At 71.8% G+C, this 14,839-nt stretch carries 16 protein-coding genes and 2 tRNA genes; 3 read left to right on the top strand and 15 right to left on the bottom strand.

The window, feature by feature from the left end:
* Positions 1-46: 46 nt before the first annotated feature.
* The 8 genes from B4K29_RS15285 to gltX form a co-directional block, all read right to left on the bottom strand.
* Positions 47-922: a PTS sugar transporter subunit IIA gene (locus B4K29_RS15285; RefSeq protein WP_286968036.1), complete on the bottom strand. Its 876-nt coding sequence runs from the start codon at positions 920-922 to the stop codon at positions 47-49.
* A gap of 288 nt (positions 923-1,210) precedes the next feature.
* Positions 1,211-2,506, bottom strand: a complete 1,296-nt coding sequence (locus B4K29_RS15280) for an acetyl-CoA hydrolase/transferase family protein (RefSeq protein WP_286959644.1) — start codon at positions 2,504-2,506, stop codon at positions 1,211-1,213.
* A gap of 75 nt (positions 2,507-2,581) precedes the next feature.
* Positions 2,582-3,145 carry a hypothetical protein gene (locus B4K29_RS15275; RefSeq protein WP_019287804.1) on the bottom strand — a complete coding sequence of 188 codons (564 nt, stop codon included), beginning with the start codon at positions 3,143-3,145 and terminating at the stop codon, positions 2,582-2,584.
* Between the two features lie 149 nt (positions 3,146-3,294).
* Positions 3,295-4,998 (bottom strand): dihydroxyacetone kinase family protein, encoded by a 1,704-nt coding sequence (locus tag B4K29_RS15270; RefSeq protein WP_286968034.1) that lies wholly within the window; start codon positions 4,996-4,998, stop codon positions 3,295-3,297.
* 129 nt (positions 4,999-5,127) lie between these two features.
* Positions 5,128-5,200, bottom strand: a tRNA-Glu gene (locus B4K29_RS15265).
* A 108-nt stretch (positions 5,201-5,308) separates the two neighbouring features.
* Positions 5,309-5,383: transfer RNA gene (locus tag B4K29_RS15260), tRNA-Gln, on the bottom strand.
* Between the two features lie 111 nt (positions 5,384-5,494).
* Positions 5,495-6,181 (bottom strand): HAD family hydrolase, encoded by a 687-nt coding sequence (locus B4K29_RS15255; RefSeq protein WP_286968032.1) that lies wholly within the window; start codon positions 6,179-6,181, stop codon positions 5,495-5,497.
* A gap of 32 nt (positions 6,182-6,213) precedes the next feature.
* Complete coding sequence (gene gltX, locus B4K29_RS15250; protein WP_286968030.1) at positions 6,214-7,689, bottom strand: glutamate--tRNA ligase; 1,476 nt, start codon at positions 7,687-7,689, stop codon at positions 6,214-6,216.
* 49 nt (positions 7,690-7,738) lie between these two features.
* Between gltX and B4K29_RS15245 the strand changes: the two genes are divergently transcribed.
* Positions 7,739-8,185, top strand: a complete 447-nt coding sequence (locus tag B4K29_RS15245) for a fluoride efflux transporter FluC (RefSeq protein ID WP_239264996.1) — start codon at positions 7,739-7,741, stop codon at positions 8,183-8,185.
* Positions 8,182-8,556 carry a fluoride efflux transporter CrcB gene (crcB, locus tag B4K29_RS15240; protein WP_239264998.1) on the top strand — a complete coding sequence of 125 codons (375 nt, stop codon included), beginning with the start codon at positions 8,182-8,184 and terminating at the stop codon, positions 8,554-8,556. The genes B4K29_RS15245 and crcB overlap by 4 nt, the downstream gene beginning before the upstream one ends.
* A gap of 207 nt (positions 8,557-8,763) precedes the next feature.
* On the opposite strand, the gene B4K29_RS15235 is transcribed toward crcB, so the two are convergent.
* Positions 8,764-9,543: a fumarylacetoacetate hydrolase family protein gene (locus B4K29_RS15235; protein WP_286968027.1), complete on the bottom strand. Its 780-nt coding sequence runs from the start codon at positions 9,541-9,543 to the stop codon at positions 8,764-8,766.
* 59 nt (positions 9,544-9,602) lie between these two features.
* Positions 9,603-10,118, bottom strand: a complete 516-nt coding sequence (locus B4K29_RS15230; RefSeq protein ID WP_286968025.1) for a DUF1992 domain-containing protein — start codon at positions 10,116-10,118, stop codon at positions 9,603-9,605.
* Positions 10,119-10,162: 44 nt separating this feature from the next.
* Between B4K29_RS15230 and B4K29_RS15225 the strand changes: the two genes are divergently transcribed.
* The gene (locus tag B4K29_RS15225) at positions 10,163-11,044 is read left to right on the top strand and encodes a 3-methyladenine DNA glycosylase (protein ID WP_313666725.1); all 882 of its coding nucleotides are present in this window, start codon (positions 10,163-10,165) and stop codon (positions 11,042-11,044) included.
* 9 nt (positions 11,045-11,053) lie between these two features.
* Here B4K29_RS15225 and B4K29_RS15220 read toward each other — a convergent pair whose 3' ends face one another.
* From B4K29_RS15220 to B4K29_RS15200, 5 genes are all read right to left on the bottom strand, one after another.
* Positions 11,054-11,446, bottom strand: a complete 393-nt coding sequence (locus B4K29_RS15220) for a TA system VapC family ribonuclease toxin (protein ID WP_286968023.1) — start codon at positions 11,444-11,446, stop codon at positions 11,054-11,056.
* Positions 11,443-11,673, bottom strand: coding sequence for a hypothetical protein (locus tag B4K29_RS15215; protein ID WP_239265007.1), 231 nt, complete (start codon positions 11,671-11,673; stop codon positions 11,443-11,445). Before B4K29_RS15215 ends, B4K29_RS15220 begins: the two co-directional genes overlap by 4 nt.
* Positions 11,674-11,711: 38 nt before the next feature.
* The gene (cimA, locus tag B4K29_RS15210) at positions 11,712-13,298 is read right to left on the bottom strand and encodes a citramalate synthase (protein WP_019287815.1); all 1,587 of its coding nucleotides are present in this window, start codon (positions 13,296-13,298) and stop codon (positions 11,712-11,714) included.
* 73 nt (positions 13,299-13,371) lie between these two features.
* The gene (locus B4K29_RS15205; protein ID WP_239265009.1) at positions 13,372-14,061 is read right to left on the bottom strand and encodes a gamma-glutamyl-gamma-aminobutyrate hydrolase family protein; all 690 of its coding nucleotides are present in this window, start codon (positions 14,059-14,061) and stop codon (positions 13,372-13,374) included.
* Between the two features lie 10 nt (positions 14,062-14,071).
* Positions 14,072-14,839 carry a 3-oxoacyl-ACP reductase gene (locus B4K29_RS15200; RefSeq protein ID WP_019287817.1) on the bottom strand — a complete coding sequence of 256 codons (768 nt, stop codon included), beginning with the start codon at positions 14,837-14,839 and terminating at the stop codon, positions 14,072-14,074.

Here is a 14,839-nt window from a genome sequence, read left to right as displayed (position 1 = left end):
TCGCTCCGATGCGCGCAGGGGTGGGTGAGCCGGTGACTAAGGCCGGTCAGATGGCGTAGAGACGCCGCAGAGTGGCGTCGATCTCGCTCTGGGACGTGAAGTTGTCGATGACCTCCACGGGAACCCCGACGTCACCGAGGGTCTGGGCGATCGCCCCGGAGGTGAGCAGGAAGTCGGCTTCCTTGGCTCGGCCCTTGGCCGAGATCGTGTCGGTGGCCTCGACGGAGAGGTATGGCGTCCAGCCCCATCGGTCGAGCACCTGCTCCGTGGTGTTCTTGAGGAACAGGCTCGTCCCGAGGCCGTTGCCGCACACCGTGAGGATGAGCCGCTTGGACGGCACGGCATCGCCTGTGACGGCTGTGTCGGCCATCGCGGGACGGAGGTCGTGCTGCTCGTCGGTGGAGCGCGTGGTGGTGGCTGCCGGGGGCGCGTCAGCAGGGGCCGAGGATGCAGCAGCCGCCGGAGCCGCTGCGGGACGAGCGGTGAGGGCGTCGCGCACCTCGTCCGGCGTCTGCGCTCGCTCCAACGCCTCGCGGCACTCCGGGGCGGCGAGCACGCCGGCCAGCGCCGCGAGGGCGTCCTGGTGGGCCGACGAGTCGACCGATGCGAGGGCCATGACGAGGGTGACCGGGTCGTTCGTGTCGTGCCCGAAGCGCACGGGCTCGGCCAGACGCACAAGGCTCATGCCGGTCCGCGTGACGGAGTCGTCCGGCCTCGAATGGGCCAGGGCGAAGCCCGGCGCGAGGACGATGTAGGGACCGTGCTCCTCCACGACGCGGATCATGGCGTCCGTGTAGGAGTCCCCGGCGACCCCGGTCTCGCCGAGCAGCTCGCCGGCCGCACGGATCGCCGCCCGCCAGTCGGACGCGTCGACGTCGAGGCGAATCGCGTTGACGGGCAACAGATCACGGAGTTCAGACACGGGGACACCTTCATCGGGGCTCGATGGTTCAGGGTGCGGGCGACCGCGTGCTGAGGAGCAGGCGGGCCCAGAGGGCGATCCATCGATCGCGTCGTTCGAGCCTAGCGGGGCCCCCGCGTGACGCGCGTCGAGGGTGGTGACGCCGGGACGTCATACGCGCCAGCAAGACCCTCCCCGGCCCCGCCGCCCGCGCCTCGAACCCCACCAACATCGTGAGTGTCTGGTCCACGAATGGTGGACCGAACACTCACGATCGCCGGATGGAAGGGGTTGGACGGGCATGGGGGGTCAGAGGAGGTGCATCTCCTGGGCCTGCTCCCCCAGCTGCTCGCGGAACGCCGGGTCGGCGATCGCGATGAGCGCCTCGGCCCGCTCGGCGTTGGTCTTGCCGCGCAGGTGCGCCACGCCGTGCTCGGTCACGACATGGCTCACGTCGTTGCGCGAGGTCGACACGTGGGCGCCGGGCTTCAGGGTCGGGACGATCCGCGACACGGTGCCGCCCTTGGCCGTGGACGGGGTGACGATGAAGGACTTGCCGCCGCGGGACCGGTTGGCCGCGCGCACGAAGTCGGACTGGCCGCCGGTGCCGGAGTAGGGCACGTAGCCCATCGACTCCGAGCAGCACTGACCGGCCAGGTCGACCTCGATGGTGGCGTTGATGGTGTGGAGCAGGTCGTTGGAGCCGGCGAGGTAGGGGTCGTTGGTGACGTCGACGGGGTGCATCTCGAGCCCCCGGTTGCGGTGCATCCAGCGATAGAGACGCTCCGAGCCGAGGGCGAAGGTCGCGACGCTCTTGCCCGGGAAGGCCGTCTTGAGCCGGTTGGTGACGACGCCCGCCTCGACCAGCGTGAGGATGCCGTCACCGATCATCTCCGTGTGGACGCCGAGGTCCTTGCGGTCGGTGAGCTGCATGACGACGGCGTCGGGGATGGCGCCGAACCCGATCTGGATGGTCGCCCCGTCGGGGATGAGCTCGGCGACGTGCGTGCCGATCGCCTGCTGGACCGGCCCGATCTCGGGCAGTCCCACGGCGGTCAGCGGGCGCTCGTCCTCGACGATCGCGGTGACCTGGTCGATGTGCACGTGGCAGTCGCCGAAGGCGTAGGGCACCTGCGGGTTGACCTCGAGCACCACGGCGCGCGCCCGCGACACCGCGGCCATGGTGTAGTCCGGCGCCAGGGCGAGCGAGAAATAGCCGTTCTCGTCCATCTCGGAGGCCATGGCGAAGACGACGTCGGTCGGGAACAGGCCCTCGCGGATCAGCGCCGGCATCTCGGAGAAGTAGCTCGGGCGCGTCCTGATCCACCCCTCCTGAGCGCCCTTGCGCGTCGGCCCGCCCAAGAAGTACGCGTTGTGCCGCACGTGCCGGCGGGTCTCGGGGTCGAGGTAGCCGAAGGGCCGCAGCGGCAGGATCTGCTCGACCCGCACGTCGGTGAACTCGGTGCGCCGGTCCGAGAGGGCCTCGAGGAGGGTCGGCGGCTCCCCCACGCCGGTCGGGACGACGATCGTGTCGCCGTCCTCGACGATCGTGACGGCGTCGTGCGGGCTGGCGAGCTTGCGCCGGTAGGCGTCCTCGAAGGTCATACCTCATCCAATCGCCGGGGCGCCGGTGCCGCAATCGTGCGGCACCGGCGCCCGGTGTGATCTGTCGGACAGCGGTCAGACGACGGCGTCGCCGGCACGCTTGGCGTGCCGCAGGCCGAGGAGGCCGAGCAGCAGCAGGAGCGCGCCGCCGACGTAGGCCACGACCGAGGCGATCTTGGCGATGAGGCCGATGGTGCCGAAGGCGTAGGCGGTGAGCAGCATGCTCCGCAGCGCGTTGCCCATGAACAGGCTCTGCCGCAGCTCGCCGAGCTTGGCGACCTCGGCCTTGTCGGCGGCGGGGTCCTTGGACAGCTTCATGAACTCGCCCGAGACCTCCTCGTAGGTCTTGCCGGCGGAAGACTTGTTCATGTGGACCAGGATGTAGTGGTCGGCGAAGGCCTTGGCCTGGTCGCCGGTGGTCATCTCCTGGCCGGCGTACTTCTCGAGGTAGGGCTTGATCTGGGGGTCCTCGAGGGCCTTGCCGGACGGCATCGTGATCTTCTGCGCGGCGAGCTGGTCGTGGACCTGGCCCTGCGCGAAGGTCGAGGCCCAGGTGAGCAGCCCGCCCGCGACGAGCAGGACGAGGGCCAGCAGCAGGCCGGTGGCGGACAGGAGGGTGTCGAGGGTCTTGCGACGCATGGTGCTTCCTAGCTGAGTGCTTCCACCGGTCGGATGGCCGGTTGATGACTCAACTCTTCCCTGTCCGATTTATGCTTCAATCACCGGGGTGCGTGTTCCAGGTCACACCGGGCCGTATGCCGCCCGCGCGGTCTCACCATGGGCCACCGCTATCCGGCCCGACCGGCCTCACGGACCGCCCGCAGCCAGGTGAGGACCGCCTCGGCGCCGGGGTCCGGGTGCCCCTGACCGCGCGCACCGACATAGCTGGCCCGGCCCTTGCGGGACACGCCCTCGACCGTGCTCCGCACCCCCTGCTCGGTCGCAGCCAGGACGGCCTCCCAGCCGTCGGGGGCGGCGTCGGCCGCAGGGCGCAGCGCGTCGACCATCGTCCCGTCGCCGGGCTCGGCACCGCCCAGCTCCTGGATCCCGTCGACCCCCGCAGCGAGGGCGCCGGGCCAGTCGGCACCGTCCTCGAGCGCCTGGGCGGCCGCGACGAGGCCCGCGGCATACAGCGGGCCGCTCGTCCCCCCGATGGCCCGCCGGCAGCGGGCCGACAGGACCCGCAGGAGGTATGCCGCGGACCCGTCGGCCGGGTCCTCCTGCCAGGCTCGCGCCCCGCGCGCCAGCGCCTCCCCCAGGTCGCCGTCCCCCACGACCTGGTCCAGCTCGGTGAGCCGGGACTCGTCGTCGAGGACCGCCTGGCAGGCGGCGTCCACCGCGGCGCGCACCTGCGGGTCGGGCTCGCCGGGATCGGCCGCGTCGGCGGTGGCCTCGGGGACCGGGACGTCGTCGTGCCTCTCGACCGGACCGCCGCCACCTGGCCAGGCCAGCGAGGTGGTGGGCGCGTCGAGCAGCTCCGCCTCGCCCTCCTCCAGCGGCAGGACCGTGACGGAGGCCCCCGCCATCTCGAGGCTGGTCATGACAGAGCCCTGGTAGGTCCGCTCGACCCGCAGCCCGCGCTCCCCCAGCAGCCGGTGCGCCGCCCTGGTCAGGACGGACAGCTCGGCAGGAGGCGTGCCCCCGAGCCCGTTGACCAGCAGGGCGACTCGCGCCCCGTCGTCGAGCGGGCGGGCAGCCAGGACCCGGTCCACCAGCTCGGCCGCGAGCTCGTCGGCCGGGCGGTGCGGGACCTGCTCGACGCCGGACTCGCCATGGATCCCCAGCCCCAGCTCGATCCGGTCCTCGTCGATCTCGAAGGTCGCCTCGCCCGACCCCGGCATGGTGCCGGGCCGCAGGGCGACCCCCATCGTGGCCAGCCGACCGGCGACCGAGCGGGCGCGCTCGGTCACCTCGGCGAGGTCGGCCCCGGAGGCGGCGAGGGCGCCCGCGATCTTGTGCACCAGCACCGTGCCGGCGAGGCCGCGCGCCCCGGCGTGCGTGTCGGCGTCACCCAGGGCGATGTCGTCACCCACGACGACGGTCTCCACGGCATACCCCTCGTCCTGGGCCAGCTGCGCGGCGAGCCCGAAGTTGAGCCGGTCCCCGGTGTAGCTCTTGACGATCAGCAGCGCCCCGGCCGACCCGGTGACGGCGCGGATCCCGTCGAGGACCGCGTCGACGCTCGGCGACGCGAAGACCCCACCGCTGACGGCCGCGGTCAGCATGCCCTCGCCGACGAATCCGGCGTGCGCAGGCTCGTGCCCCGCTCCACCGCCGGAGATCAGCGCCACCGGGACGGCCTCTCGGTCAGCCCCGCTGCTGCCCCGGGTGTCGCCGCCGCTGCCGTGGCCGACGTCATGTCCGCTCACGACCCGGTCGGCCTGCACGGCGATGGTGCGCCCCTCGAGGAGCGCGAGTCCGGGCTGGGTCAGGACGAGGCCCTCGAGGCTCTCGCGGACGAAGGCGTCGGCGTCGTTGACGAACTTCTTCATGAGGACCACACCACCACACCGGGCGAGGGCGCGCCAGCGCCGCCCCTGGGCAGGCGCTGGGGGAGGTCAGCCACGAACCGGGCAACGCGAAAGGTCCCCCTCCCGAGTGGGAGAGGGACCTTCTCGACGTACCCCCGACCGGATTCGAACCGGCGCTACCGCCGTGAGAGGGCGGCGTGCTAGGCCACTACACAACGGGGGCAATCAGCTGCTCCGAGCCCTTGCGGGGCGGCGAGCAACGAGGAGAAACTCTAGCCGAAACTTCGGGTTTCTCCCAATCGGGCCGGGCCTCTGAAGGCCGACCGGCGATTGGCTGGGGTACCAGGACTCGAACCTAGACTAACTGAACCAGAATCAGTCGTGCTGCCAATTACACCATACCCCAAGAGAAGTCACCCCTTCATCAGGACCCCTGCGGGGCCGGTGACGCGCGGGCGAACCAAGAGAGAACTCTACCGGAGGGCGACGCCGCTGCCCAAATCGGCCGTATGCCGCCTCATGCTTGCCAGGACACGTCGTCCAAGGACGTCACGACGGGCACGCCGACGTCACCATCATCACGGCCGGCCCACTCCCCGCGTCGGTCGAGCCACACGCCGTGCAGCCCCGCCGCGACCGCCGCCTGCGCGTCGACGGCGAGGTCGTCCCCGACATACATCGTCTGCTCCGGCGACGAGCCGAGCAGCTCGCAGGCCCGCCAGAACGCGCGGGCGTCGGGCTTGCCGTAGCCGAGGGTGTCCGTCGTCGCGATGGCGGTGAAGGCGTCGCTCAGCCCGACGACGTCGAGCTTGAGGGTGGTGAACTCGGTCGAGGAGTTGGTCAGCGCGCCGACCAGCAGCCCGTCGGCACGCGCCCGCTCCAGCAGGCGCGCCACGTCGTCGAACGCCCGGGTCCCGGTGCGGAAGGCGTCCGGCCACCCCTGCTCGAACCCCGCGAAGGACCCTGCCTCCCAGGCAAGTCCACCGTGCGTCGCCACCTCCTGGAGCCGCGACTCCCGCATCGCGGCAAAGGTCAGCTCGCCGCGCGTGTAGCCGCCGAAGAAGCCGCCCGGGTCGGCGTGGTAGCGGACGCCGAGCTCGTCGGCCCGCTCCCCCGCCTCGGGCCACACCTGCGTGATGCAGCGGGCGGCGGCCCGGCGCATGGCCGAGCGGGTGTCGAGCAGGGTGTCGTCGATGTCGAGCATCAGCGCGGTGATCCGCGTCGGCGCACCGGCGGTCACAGCGTGGCGCGCAGCCGGCGCAGGCGCGTCAGCGTCGACTCACGACCGAGGATCTCCATCGACTCGAACAACGGCGGCGAGACCCGTCGACCGGTCACCGCGACCCGGGCGGGCGCGAACGCGAACTTGGGCTTGATGCCGAGCCCGTCGACGATCGCGGCGCGCAGGGCCGCCTGGATCGGCTCGGCGGTGAAGTCCTCCAGCCCCTCCAGCGCGGCGATCGAGGCGTCGAGCACCTGCGGGGCGTCGTCCTTGAGCGCGGCCACCGAGTCGGGGTCGAAGGTCAGCTCCTCGTCGGTGACGAAGAGGAAGCCGAGCATGGGGCCGGCCTCCTTGAGCAGCTGCATGCGCTCCTGCACCAGCGGGGTGGCCTGGGTGACCAGGTCCATCTGCGCAGGGGTCGGCTCGCCCGGCAGCTCGCCCGTCCGCACGAGGTGCGCGACGATCCGGCCGGCGAGGTCCTCCGGGGACAGCGCACGGATGTAGTGGCCGTTGAGCCAGTTGAGCTTGTCCATGTCGAAGATCGGGCCGACCGTGTTGACCTTGGTCCACTCGAAGCGCTCCACGAACTCGTCGAACGAGCTGACCTCCTGGCCGTCCGCCACCGGCGGGTAGCCCACGAGCTGCAGGAAGTTCAGCAGCGCCTCGGGGAGGTAGCCCTCCTCGCGGAACCAGGTCAGGCGGGCGGCGGGGTTCTTGCGCTTGGAGATCTTGGACTTGTCGGGGTTGCGCAGCAGCGGCATGTGCGCGAACTGCGGCACCTCCCACCCGAGCCAGCGATGGAGCAGGACGTGCTTGGGGGTCGAGGAGATCCACTCCTCGCCGCGCACGACCGTGGTGATGCCCATGAGGTGGTCGTCGACCACGACGGCCAGGTGATAGGTCGGGAAGCCGTCGGCCTTGAGGATGACCTGGTCGTCCGGGGTGGGCGCGTTGACCCAGCCGCGGATGACGTCCTCGAAGCGGGTCTCGACGTCCTCGGGGATCAGCATGCGCACGACGGGCCGGTCGGTGAATCCCGGCAGCGCCGCGCGCTCCTCGCGGGTCTTGCCGTGGCACAGCCGGTCGTAGCCGGTGGGCAGCTTGGCCTTCTGCTGCAGCTCGCGCATCTCGGCCAGGCGCTCGGTCGAGCACCAGCAGTAGTACGCGTGGCCGTCCGCGACGAGCTGCTCGACATACGGCCTGTAGGTGTCCAGCCGCTCGCTCTGCCGGTAGGGCGCGTAGGGGCCGCCGACATCGGGGCCCTCGTCGTAGGTCAGCCCCAGCCAGGTCAGCGTGTCGAAGATCTGCTGCTCGCTGCCCTCGACGTAGCGGGCCTGGTCGGTGTCCTCGATGCGCAGGACGAACCGGCCGCCGGTCTTGCGGGCCCAGGCCAGGTCGAACAGCGCCATGTAGGCGGTCCCGACGTGCGGGTCGCCGGTGGGCGACGGGGCGACACGGGTGCGAGCGGGGGTGAGAGCAGCGTCAGTCATGGTGGGGTCAGCCTATCGGGAGCCGCCGGGTGCGCGATGATGGGCGGCGATGACCCCCTCGCCCTCCCGCCCCGTCCCTCAGCCGCGCCTGCGACCCCATGACGTCGCGCTCGTGGCCGTCGGCGGAGCGGTGGGGACGGCGTTGCGGGCGGGGCTGGTGCTGGCCGCCCCACCGCAGGGGGTGGACGACGTGGACGTGGCGGTGCTCGCGATCAACGTGGCCGGGGCGTTCGCCCTGGGCCTCCTCCTCGAGCGGCTGGCCCTGCGCGGTCCGGACCGTGGCCGGCAGCGGGCCGGTCGCCTGCTCGTCGGGACCGGCGTGCTCGGGGGCTTCACGACCTACTCGACGCTCGCCCTGGACACCGCCCACCTGCTGCAGGAGGGACGAGCCGGTATGGCGCTCGCCTACGCCCTCGGCACGGTGCTGCTGGGCGCGGGTGCGGCTCTCGCGGGGATCCGTTGCGGGGCAAGGGCGCACGGGCGGCGAGGGGCATGACGGCGCTGGTCCTCGTTGCGGTGGCGATCGCGGGCGGTGTCGGCGCCGCGCTGCGGTTCGTGGTCGACGGGGTGGTCCGCGAGCGGGTGGGTGCGGCATACCCGCTCGGCACCCTGCTGATCAACGTCACGGGCTCGCTGCTGCTCGGCCTGGTCAGCGGGCTCGTCGCTCGGCACGCGCTAGGGGCCGAGTGGGGTCTGGTGCTGGGGACAGGCCTGTGCGGCGGCTACACGACCTTCTCGACGGCGAGCGTGGAGACGGTGCGGCTGGTGTCCGACGGACGGCTCGGCGCGGGGGCCGGCCACGCGCTCGGGATGCTGGTGGGCTCGGTCCTCGCGGCGTTCGCCGGCCTCTGGCTCGCCACCCTCTGACCACCCCACCCCATCCCACACCGCAACGTCCCCTCGCGCTCGCGCGCCCTCGGTATCCGCGCCATTGGTCACCAATGGCGCTGTGGATCGTTCAAAAGGGCCGCCCTCACGTCATTGGTGACCGATGACGTGCGGGCGGGGCGGGGCCGGCGGGGCGGGGCCTGCAGGGCGGGGCGGGGCCGGGTGCTGCGGAGTGGCGCGTCGGGGTCAGCGGGCGCGGACGAAGGGGTTGGACAGGGTGCCGATGCCCTCCACCTCGACCTCGACGCGCTGGCCCTCCTGCACCTGCCCGACACCGGCGGGCGTGCCGGTGAGGATCACGTCGCCCGGCAGGAGCGTGAACGACTGGGAGACGTAGGAGATCAGCGTGGCGACGTCGAAGATCAGGTCCTTGGTGGAGCCGTCCTGCACCGTCTCGCCGTCCAGGCGGGTCTGCACGCGCAGGTTGCTCGGGTCGAGGTCCGTCTCGATCCACGGGCCGAGCGGCTTGGAGCCGTCGAAACCCTTGGCGCGCGACCACTGCCCGTCGGACCTCTGGAGGTCGCGGGCGGTGACGTCGTTGGCGCAGGTGTAGCCGAACACGGTCGCCAGGGCGAGCTCCGGCTCGACGGCGCGGACCATCTTGCCGATGACCACCGCGAGCTCGCCCTCGTAGTGGATGTTGCTGCTGGTGGCGAGCATCGGCACGGGGTCGCCGGGGCCGGACACCGCGGTGTTGGGCACCATGAACATCAGTGGCTCCGTGGGGAGCTCGTTGCCCATCTCCTTGGCGTGGTCGGCGTAGTTGCGGCCGATCCCGATCACCTTGCTGCGGGGGATGACGGGCGAGAGCAGGCGCACGTCGTCCAGCGGGTAGCGCTGGCCCGTGAAGGCGATCTGCTGGTAGATGGGGTCGCCGCCGATCTGGGCGACGACCAGGTCGTCACCCTCCTGCTCGACGACGCCGTAGGCCGGGTCTTCTCCAAGGGTGAATCTCGCGATACGCACCCGCCAAACCTACCCCCGGCGAAGGCATCGACCGGCCTTCGTCCCCCAGGCTGATACACCTACCGCCGGCAGGTACGCAGGAGGCGGCGCCACCAGACGCCGGCCCGACGCTCCGCCTCGGCCTGCTCCCGCTCCCGCCGCTCGGCCTCGGACCGCAGCCGTGCCTGGGCCTCCACGTAGCGGCGGTGCTCCCGCCATACGGCCACGACCTCCTCGACGTCCAGGACCTTGGCGATGGGCGGCATCTGGTTGCCGATCGCCGGTCGCAGCCGGTCGAGCTTGACCCGCCGGTTGTAGTCCTCCACGATCGCCCGCACCGACTCCTCCCGCGCGACGTCGCGCACGGTCTCGTCCATCTCGTGAGCCTCCTTGCGCAGCGCCATGGTCGGGTTCATGGCACCCGTCATGTCGAGCTGCTCGCGCTCGATCAGTCCGTTGATCCACCAGTCCTCGCGATAGGGGCGGTCGAGGCTGGGCAGGGGCTTGCCCGCGCCGGGGAGGTTGTCGAACTCCCCACGCTCCTGGGCCTCCCGGATGCGCTTCTCGGCCATGGTCTCGACGTGCTGCGGGTCCATCCCCTCATTGTCCCACCGACGCGTCCGGCGCCTAGGATCTGCGGGTGATCCTGCTGACCCGGGCCCAGTGGGAGCCGCTCGCGGCCGCCCACCGGGAGCGGGCCGAGGCGGCCACCGCGGCACACCTCGCCCGCCGCGCCCGGGGCGAGAAGCACCCCGTCGAGGACTTCCTGTTCGAGTACTACGGTTTCCGGCCAGGCCATCTCGCGCGCTGGCACCCGGGTCCCGGTGTGGCGCTGCAGGACTCGCCCGAGCACGCCGGCTGGTCGGGATACCTCACCACCGAGGGACTCACCCGGCTCGACGTGCGCTCGTATGTCGAGAAGCGCGGCGCCACCGTGAGATTCGTCCGCGACCTGCTGGCGCGGACGCACGGGCGAGAGGCGAGGTTCGGCTGCTTCGGCCTGCACGAGTGGGCCATGGTCTATCGCCTGCCGGAGGACGAGGTGCGGCACCGGTCGCTGCCCCTGCGGCTCGGGCGCGACGGCACCGACGCGGTCGTCGAGAGCCACGAGATCCGGTGCTCGCACTTCGACGCCTACCGCTTCTTCACCCCAGAGGCGGTGGGGCGCAACGAGATCTGTCCCACGCGCGAGACGATCCAGGACCACGAGCAGCCCGGCTGCCTGCACGGCGGGGCGATGGACCTCTATCGCTGGGCGTTCAAGCTCGCGCCCGGCATCCCCGGCGGCCTGGTGCTGGACTGCTTCGAGATCGCCCGCGAGGCAAGGCTGCTCGACATGATGAGCTCGCCCTACGACACCGAGCCCCTGGGGCTCCCCAACATCGCGATCGAGACCGCCGAGGGCAAGGCCGAGCACGTGCGACGGCAGCGCGCCGTCAGCGAGGCCGCAGCGCCCGTCCGCGAGCGGCTCATGGCCGCGTGCGACGCCCTCCTGCCCAGGAGTGATCGGGTGATCGGGTGAGCGGGGCGGTCACGGGATCAGGACGACCTGCTGGGGCCGCAGGGCGCTGAGCGGCTGGTCGAGCGTGGCCAGCAGGCCGCCGTGCCGGGCAGCCAGCCCGGCGAGATAGACGTCGGTCACCTGTCGATGGCCCCGCACCCCAGCCAGATCCACCTCTGCGTAGGAGAGGTCGTCCGGCCACCATGCGCAGGAGGGATGGGCCTGGACGCCGCCCAGGATGGACCTCGCCGTGCCGGCGGTCTCCCCCAGCCGCAGGAGGAAGCGGACCAGTGACCCCTGGACCACCGGGCAGAGCGCGAACGCCTCCACGTCCGAGATCCAGCGAGCCGCTCGGTCGTGGTGCTCGTGCTCGGCGAGGACGAGGGCGATGAGGACGTTCGCGTCCAACAGGTAGGTGCTCACGCCTCGTCCAGCGCCTCGTCCACCTCACGAGACGTGACGGGACGACCGACCGAGAGCACCGGCAGTCCCGTCCGCTCGTCGGTCGCGATGGCGACCGGGCGGTCGAGCTGGGCCAGCCCTCGGGCGGCGAGGTCGGCGATGACGCTCGACAGGGACGCGCCGCGCTGAGCCGCCAGCTCGCGGGCCTGGCGGTGGACCGCAGGAGGCAGGTCGACGGTGGTACGCATACCTGCATCATAGAGCGCATCACCCCTGATGCACACCGTCAGCGGACGGGGATCCCCGCGCTGTGCAGGCCATAGGTCAGCCCGTCGAGCAGTGCCATCCAGGACGCCTCGACGATGTTGGCGGCCACGCCCACGGTCGTCCACGACTGGTTGTCGTCGGCCATCTCGATGAGCACGCGCGTCACGGCGTCGGACCCGTGCGCCGAGTCGAGGATGCGGACCTTGTAGTCCACGAGCTCCACGCCGTCGATCTCGGGATAGACACCCGCGAGGGCGGTGCGCAGGCCCTCGTCGAGGGCGTTGACCGGACCGTTGCCCTCGCCGGTGGCGACGAGGCGGCGCCCGCCGGCACGCAGCTTGACCGTGGCCTCCGACACGGCTCCCCCGTCTCCGCGGGCCTCGGCGATGACCCGCCAGGACTCCACGTCGCAGTAGGAGATCGGCTCGCCGGTGACCTCGCGGCGCAGCAGCAGCTCGAAGGACGCGTCGGCGGCGTCGAAGGTCCAGCCGCGCAGCTCGAGGTCCTTGACCAGGGCCACGATCCGCGACTGCACCTCCCCCTGCCCGGACAGGTCCAGGCCGAGCTCGCGGGCGCGCAGCTCGATGGACGCGCGACCGGCCATGTCGGACACCAGGGTCCGCATCCGGTTGCCCACCGAGGAGGGGTCGGCGTGCTGGTAGAGGTCGGGGTCGACCTTGAGGGCCGAGGCGTGCAGCCCGGCCTTGTGCGCGAACGCCGAGGACCCGACGTAGGGCTGACGACCGTAGGGCGTGATGTTGGTGATCTCGCTGATGGAGTGGGAGATCCGCGAGGCCGCGGCCAGCTGGGCGTCGGCCACCACCGGCCGGTCGAGCTTGAGCTGCAGGTTGCTGATGATCGTCAGCAGGTCGGCGTTGCCGGTGCGCTCGCCGTACCCGTTGACGGTGCCCTGCACCTGCACCACGCCCGCGTCGACCGCGGCGAGGGAGTTGGCCACGGCGCACCCGGTGTCGTTGTGGCAGTGGATGCCGAGGGGGGCGCCGGTGGACCGCGTGACGTCGTCGACGACGTCCGCGATCCGCGCGGGGAGCATGCCGCCGTTGGTGTCGCACAGGGCGACGACCTCGGCCCCCGACTCGACCGCCGCCCGGACGGCCTCGAGTGCGTAGTCACGGTCGAGCTCGTAGCCGTCGAAGAAGTGCTCGGCGTCCAGGAACACCCGCCGGCCCTCCCCCACCAGGAAGGTCACCGTGTCGCGGATCATCGCGAGGTTCTCCGGCAGCGTGGTGCGCAGCGCCTGCTCGACGTGCCGGGTGTGCGCCTTGGCGACCAGGGTGATGGCCGGCGCCCCGGAGTCCAGCAGCGCCCGGACCTGGGGGTCGCTGTGGGCTTGCCCACCCGCCTTGCGCGTCGCGCCGAAGGCCGTGAGCACGGCGTTGGACAGCCGCAGGTCCCGTGCCCCGGCGAAGAACTCGGTGTCGCGGGGGTTGGCGCCCGGCCAGCCGCCCTCGATGAACCCCACCCCCAGCTCGTCCAGGTGACGCGCGATCGCGATCTTGTCCTGGACGGTCAGGTGCAGACCCTCCTGCTGCGCGCCGTCGCGCAGGGTGGTGTCGTAGACCTGCAGTGCGGGCCGGTCTCCCATGGCTCGTCCTCTCGGGCGGGGGCGGTCGTCCGCCCCATGATGACGGCGTATGCCGCTGCGCCGTCTCGTCGTCTCACCGGGTCGCGGCCACGAGGGCCTCGAACAGCGACGGGTCGGTGCCGGCCTCCGGGTGCCACTGCACGGCGAGGCAGAAGTCGGCGTCCGGGTCCTCCATCGCCTCGAGCGTGCCGTCCGCGGTCCAGGCGCTCGCGTCGTAGCCGGGATGGGTCAGCACGGCCTGGTGGTGATAGGTCGGCACGTCCACCTGCTCCCCCACGATCGCCGCCACCCGTGACCCGGACCGCACCGACACCGCGTGGGTCCCGAACACCCCTGGTGCTGGGGAGTGCTCGTCGTGGCCGACCCGGTCGGGCAGGTGCTGCTCCAGCGTCCCGCCGGTCTCGACGGCCATGACCTGCATGCCCCGGCAGATGCCGAGCAGCGGCATCCCCCGACGCCGTGCCTCGGCCACGAGGAGCAGCTCGGTCTCGTCCCGGTCCGGCCTGGCCTGCTGCACCGAGGGGTGCGGTGGAGCGCCATACCGGCTGGACTCGACGTCGACCCCGCCGCTGATGATCAGGGCGTCCACGCGGTCCAGCCAGCCCGAGACCACGGCGGGCGTCACGTCGAGCCGCGGCACGAGCAGGACGGGCAGGGCGCCCGCCCGCTCGACGGCCAGGGTGTAGTCGCGCGGCAGCACCGCCGAGGGCTGGTCGACCCACGGCGTCCGCGACACCTCCTCGACGTAGGTCGTGAGGGCCACGACCGGGGGGTCAGAGCGGCGTGACATAGGCGCCCGAGATGCCGCCGTCGACGAGGAACTGCGCCGCCGTGATGAACGACGACTCGTCGCTGGCCAGGAACACGACGGCGTTCGCGAGCTCCTCCGGCTCGGCGAACCGCCCCATCGGCACGTGGACGAGGCGGCGGGCGGCCCGCTCGGGGTCCGCGGCGAACAGCTCCTGCAGCAGCGGGGTGTTGACCGGGCCGGGGCACAGGGCGTTGACGCGCACCCCCTCGCGGGCGAACTGCACGCCGAGCTCGCGCGACATCGACAGCACCCCGCCCTTGCTGGCGGTGTAGGAGATCTGCGAGGTGGCGGCGCCCATGACGGCCACGAAAGACGCTGTGTTGATGATGGATCCGCGCTTCTGCTCGAGCATGTAGGGCAGGGCCGCCTTGCAGCACAGGTAGACGCTGGTGAGGTTGACCTCCTGCACCTTGCGCCAGGCCTCGAGGTCGGTCGTGAGGATCGAGTCGTCCTCCGGCGGGGAGATCCCGGCGTTGTTGAAGGCCACGTCCACCGAGCCGTAGGTGTCGAACGCGGCCTTGAACAGCGCGTCCACCTGCGCGGCGTCGGTCACGTCGCACGGGGCGAAGAGCCCCTCGACCTCCTCGGCCACGCGCGGGCCGTTGGTCCGGTCGAGGTCGCCGATCACGACCCGGGCCCCCTCCTCGGCGAACCGTCGCACGGTCGCCAGGCCGATGCCGCTGCAGCCACCGGTGACCACGGCGACCTTTCCTTCGAGTCGAGCACCCAT

Source organism: Arsenicicoccus sp. UBA6765 (genome assembly GCF_002453335.1).
In the GTDB taxonomy this organism is placed as follows: Bacteria; Actinomycetota; Actinomycetes; order Actinomycetales; family Dermatophilaceae; genus Arsenicicoccus; species Arsenicicoccus bolidensis.
Note: the sequence above shows the minus strand (reverse complement) of the source record. Positions and strands in the feature narration are given on the sequence as shown.

Coding starts and splice junctions, on each gene's coding strand:
- B4K29_RS15280 (WP_286959644.1), bottom strand. CDS start 2,506: ATGACCTTCGAGGACGCCTACCGGCGCAAGCTCGCCAGCCCGCACGAC.
- B4K29_RS15275 (WP_019287804.1), bottom strand. CDS start 3,145: ATGCGTCGCAAGACCCTCGACACCCTCCTGTCCGCCACCGGCCTGCTG.
- B4K29_RS15270 (WP_286968034.1), bottom strand. CDS start 4,998: ATGAAGAAGTTCGTCAACGACGCCGACGCCTTCGTCCGCGAGAGCCTC.
- B4K29_RS15255 (WP_286968032.1), bottom strand. CDS start 6,181: ATGCTCGACATCGACGACACCCTGCTCGACACCCGCTCGGCCATGCGC.
- gltX (WP_286968030.1), bottom strand. CDS start 7,689: ATGACTGACGCTGCTCTCACCCCCGCTCGCACCCGTGTCGCCCCGTCG.
- B4K29_RS15245 (WP_239264996.1), top strand. CDS start 7,739: ATGACCCCCTCGCCCTCCCGCCCCGTCCCTCAGCCGCGCCTGCGACCC.
- crcB (WP_239264998.1), top strand. CDS start 8,182: ATGACGGCGCTGGTCCTCGTTGCGGTGGCGATCGCGGGCGGTGTCGGC.
- B4K29_RS15230 (WP_286968025.1), bottom strand. CDS start 10,118: ATGGACCCGCAGCACGTCGAGACCATGGCCGAGAAGCGCATCCGGGAG.
- B4K29_RS15215 (WP_239265007.1), bottom strand. CDS start 11,673: ATGCGTACCACCGTCGACCTGCCTCCTGCGGTCCACCGCCAGGCCCGC.
- cimA (WP_019287815.1), bottom strand. CDS start 13,298: ATGGGAGACCGGCCCGCACTGCAGGTCTACGACACCACCCTGCGCGAC.
- B4K29_RS15200 (WP_019287817.1), bottom strand. CDS start 14,839: ATGGGTGCTCGACTCGAAGGAAAGGTCGCCGTGGTCACCGGTGGCTGC.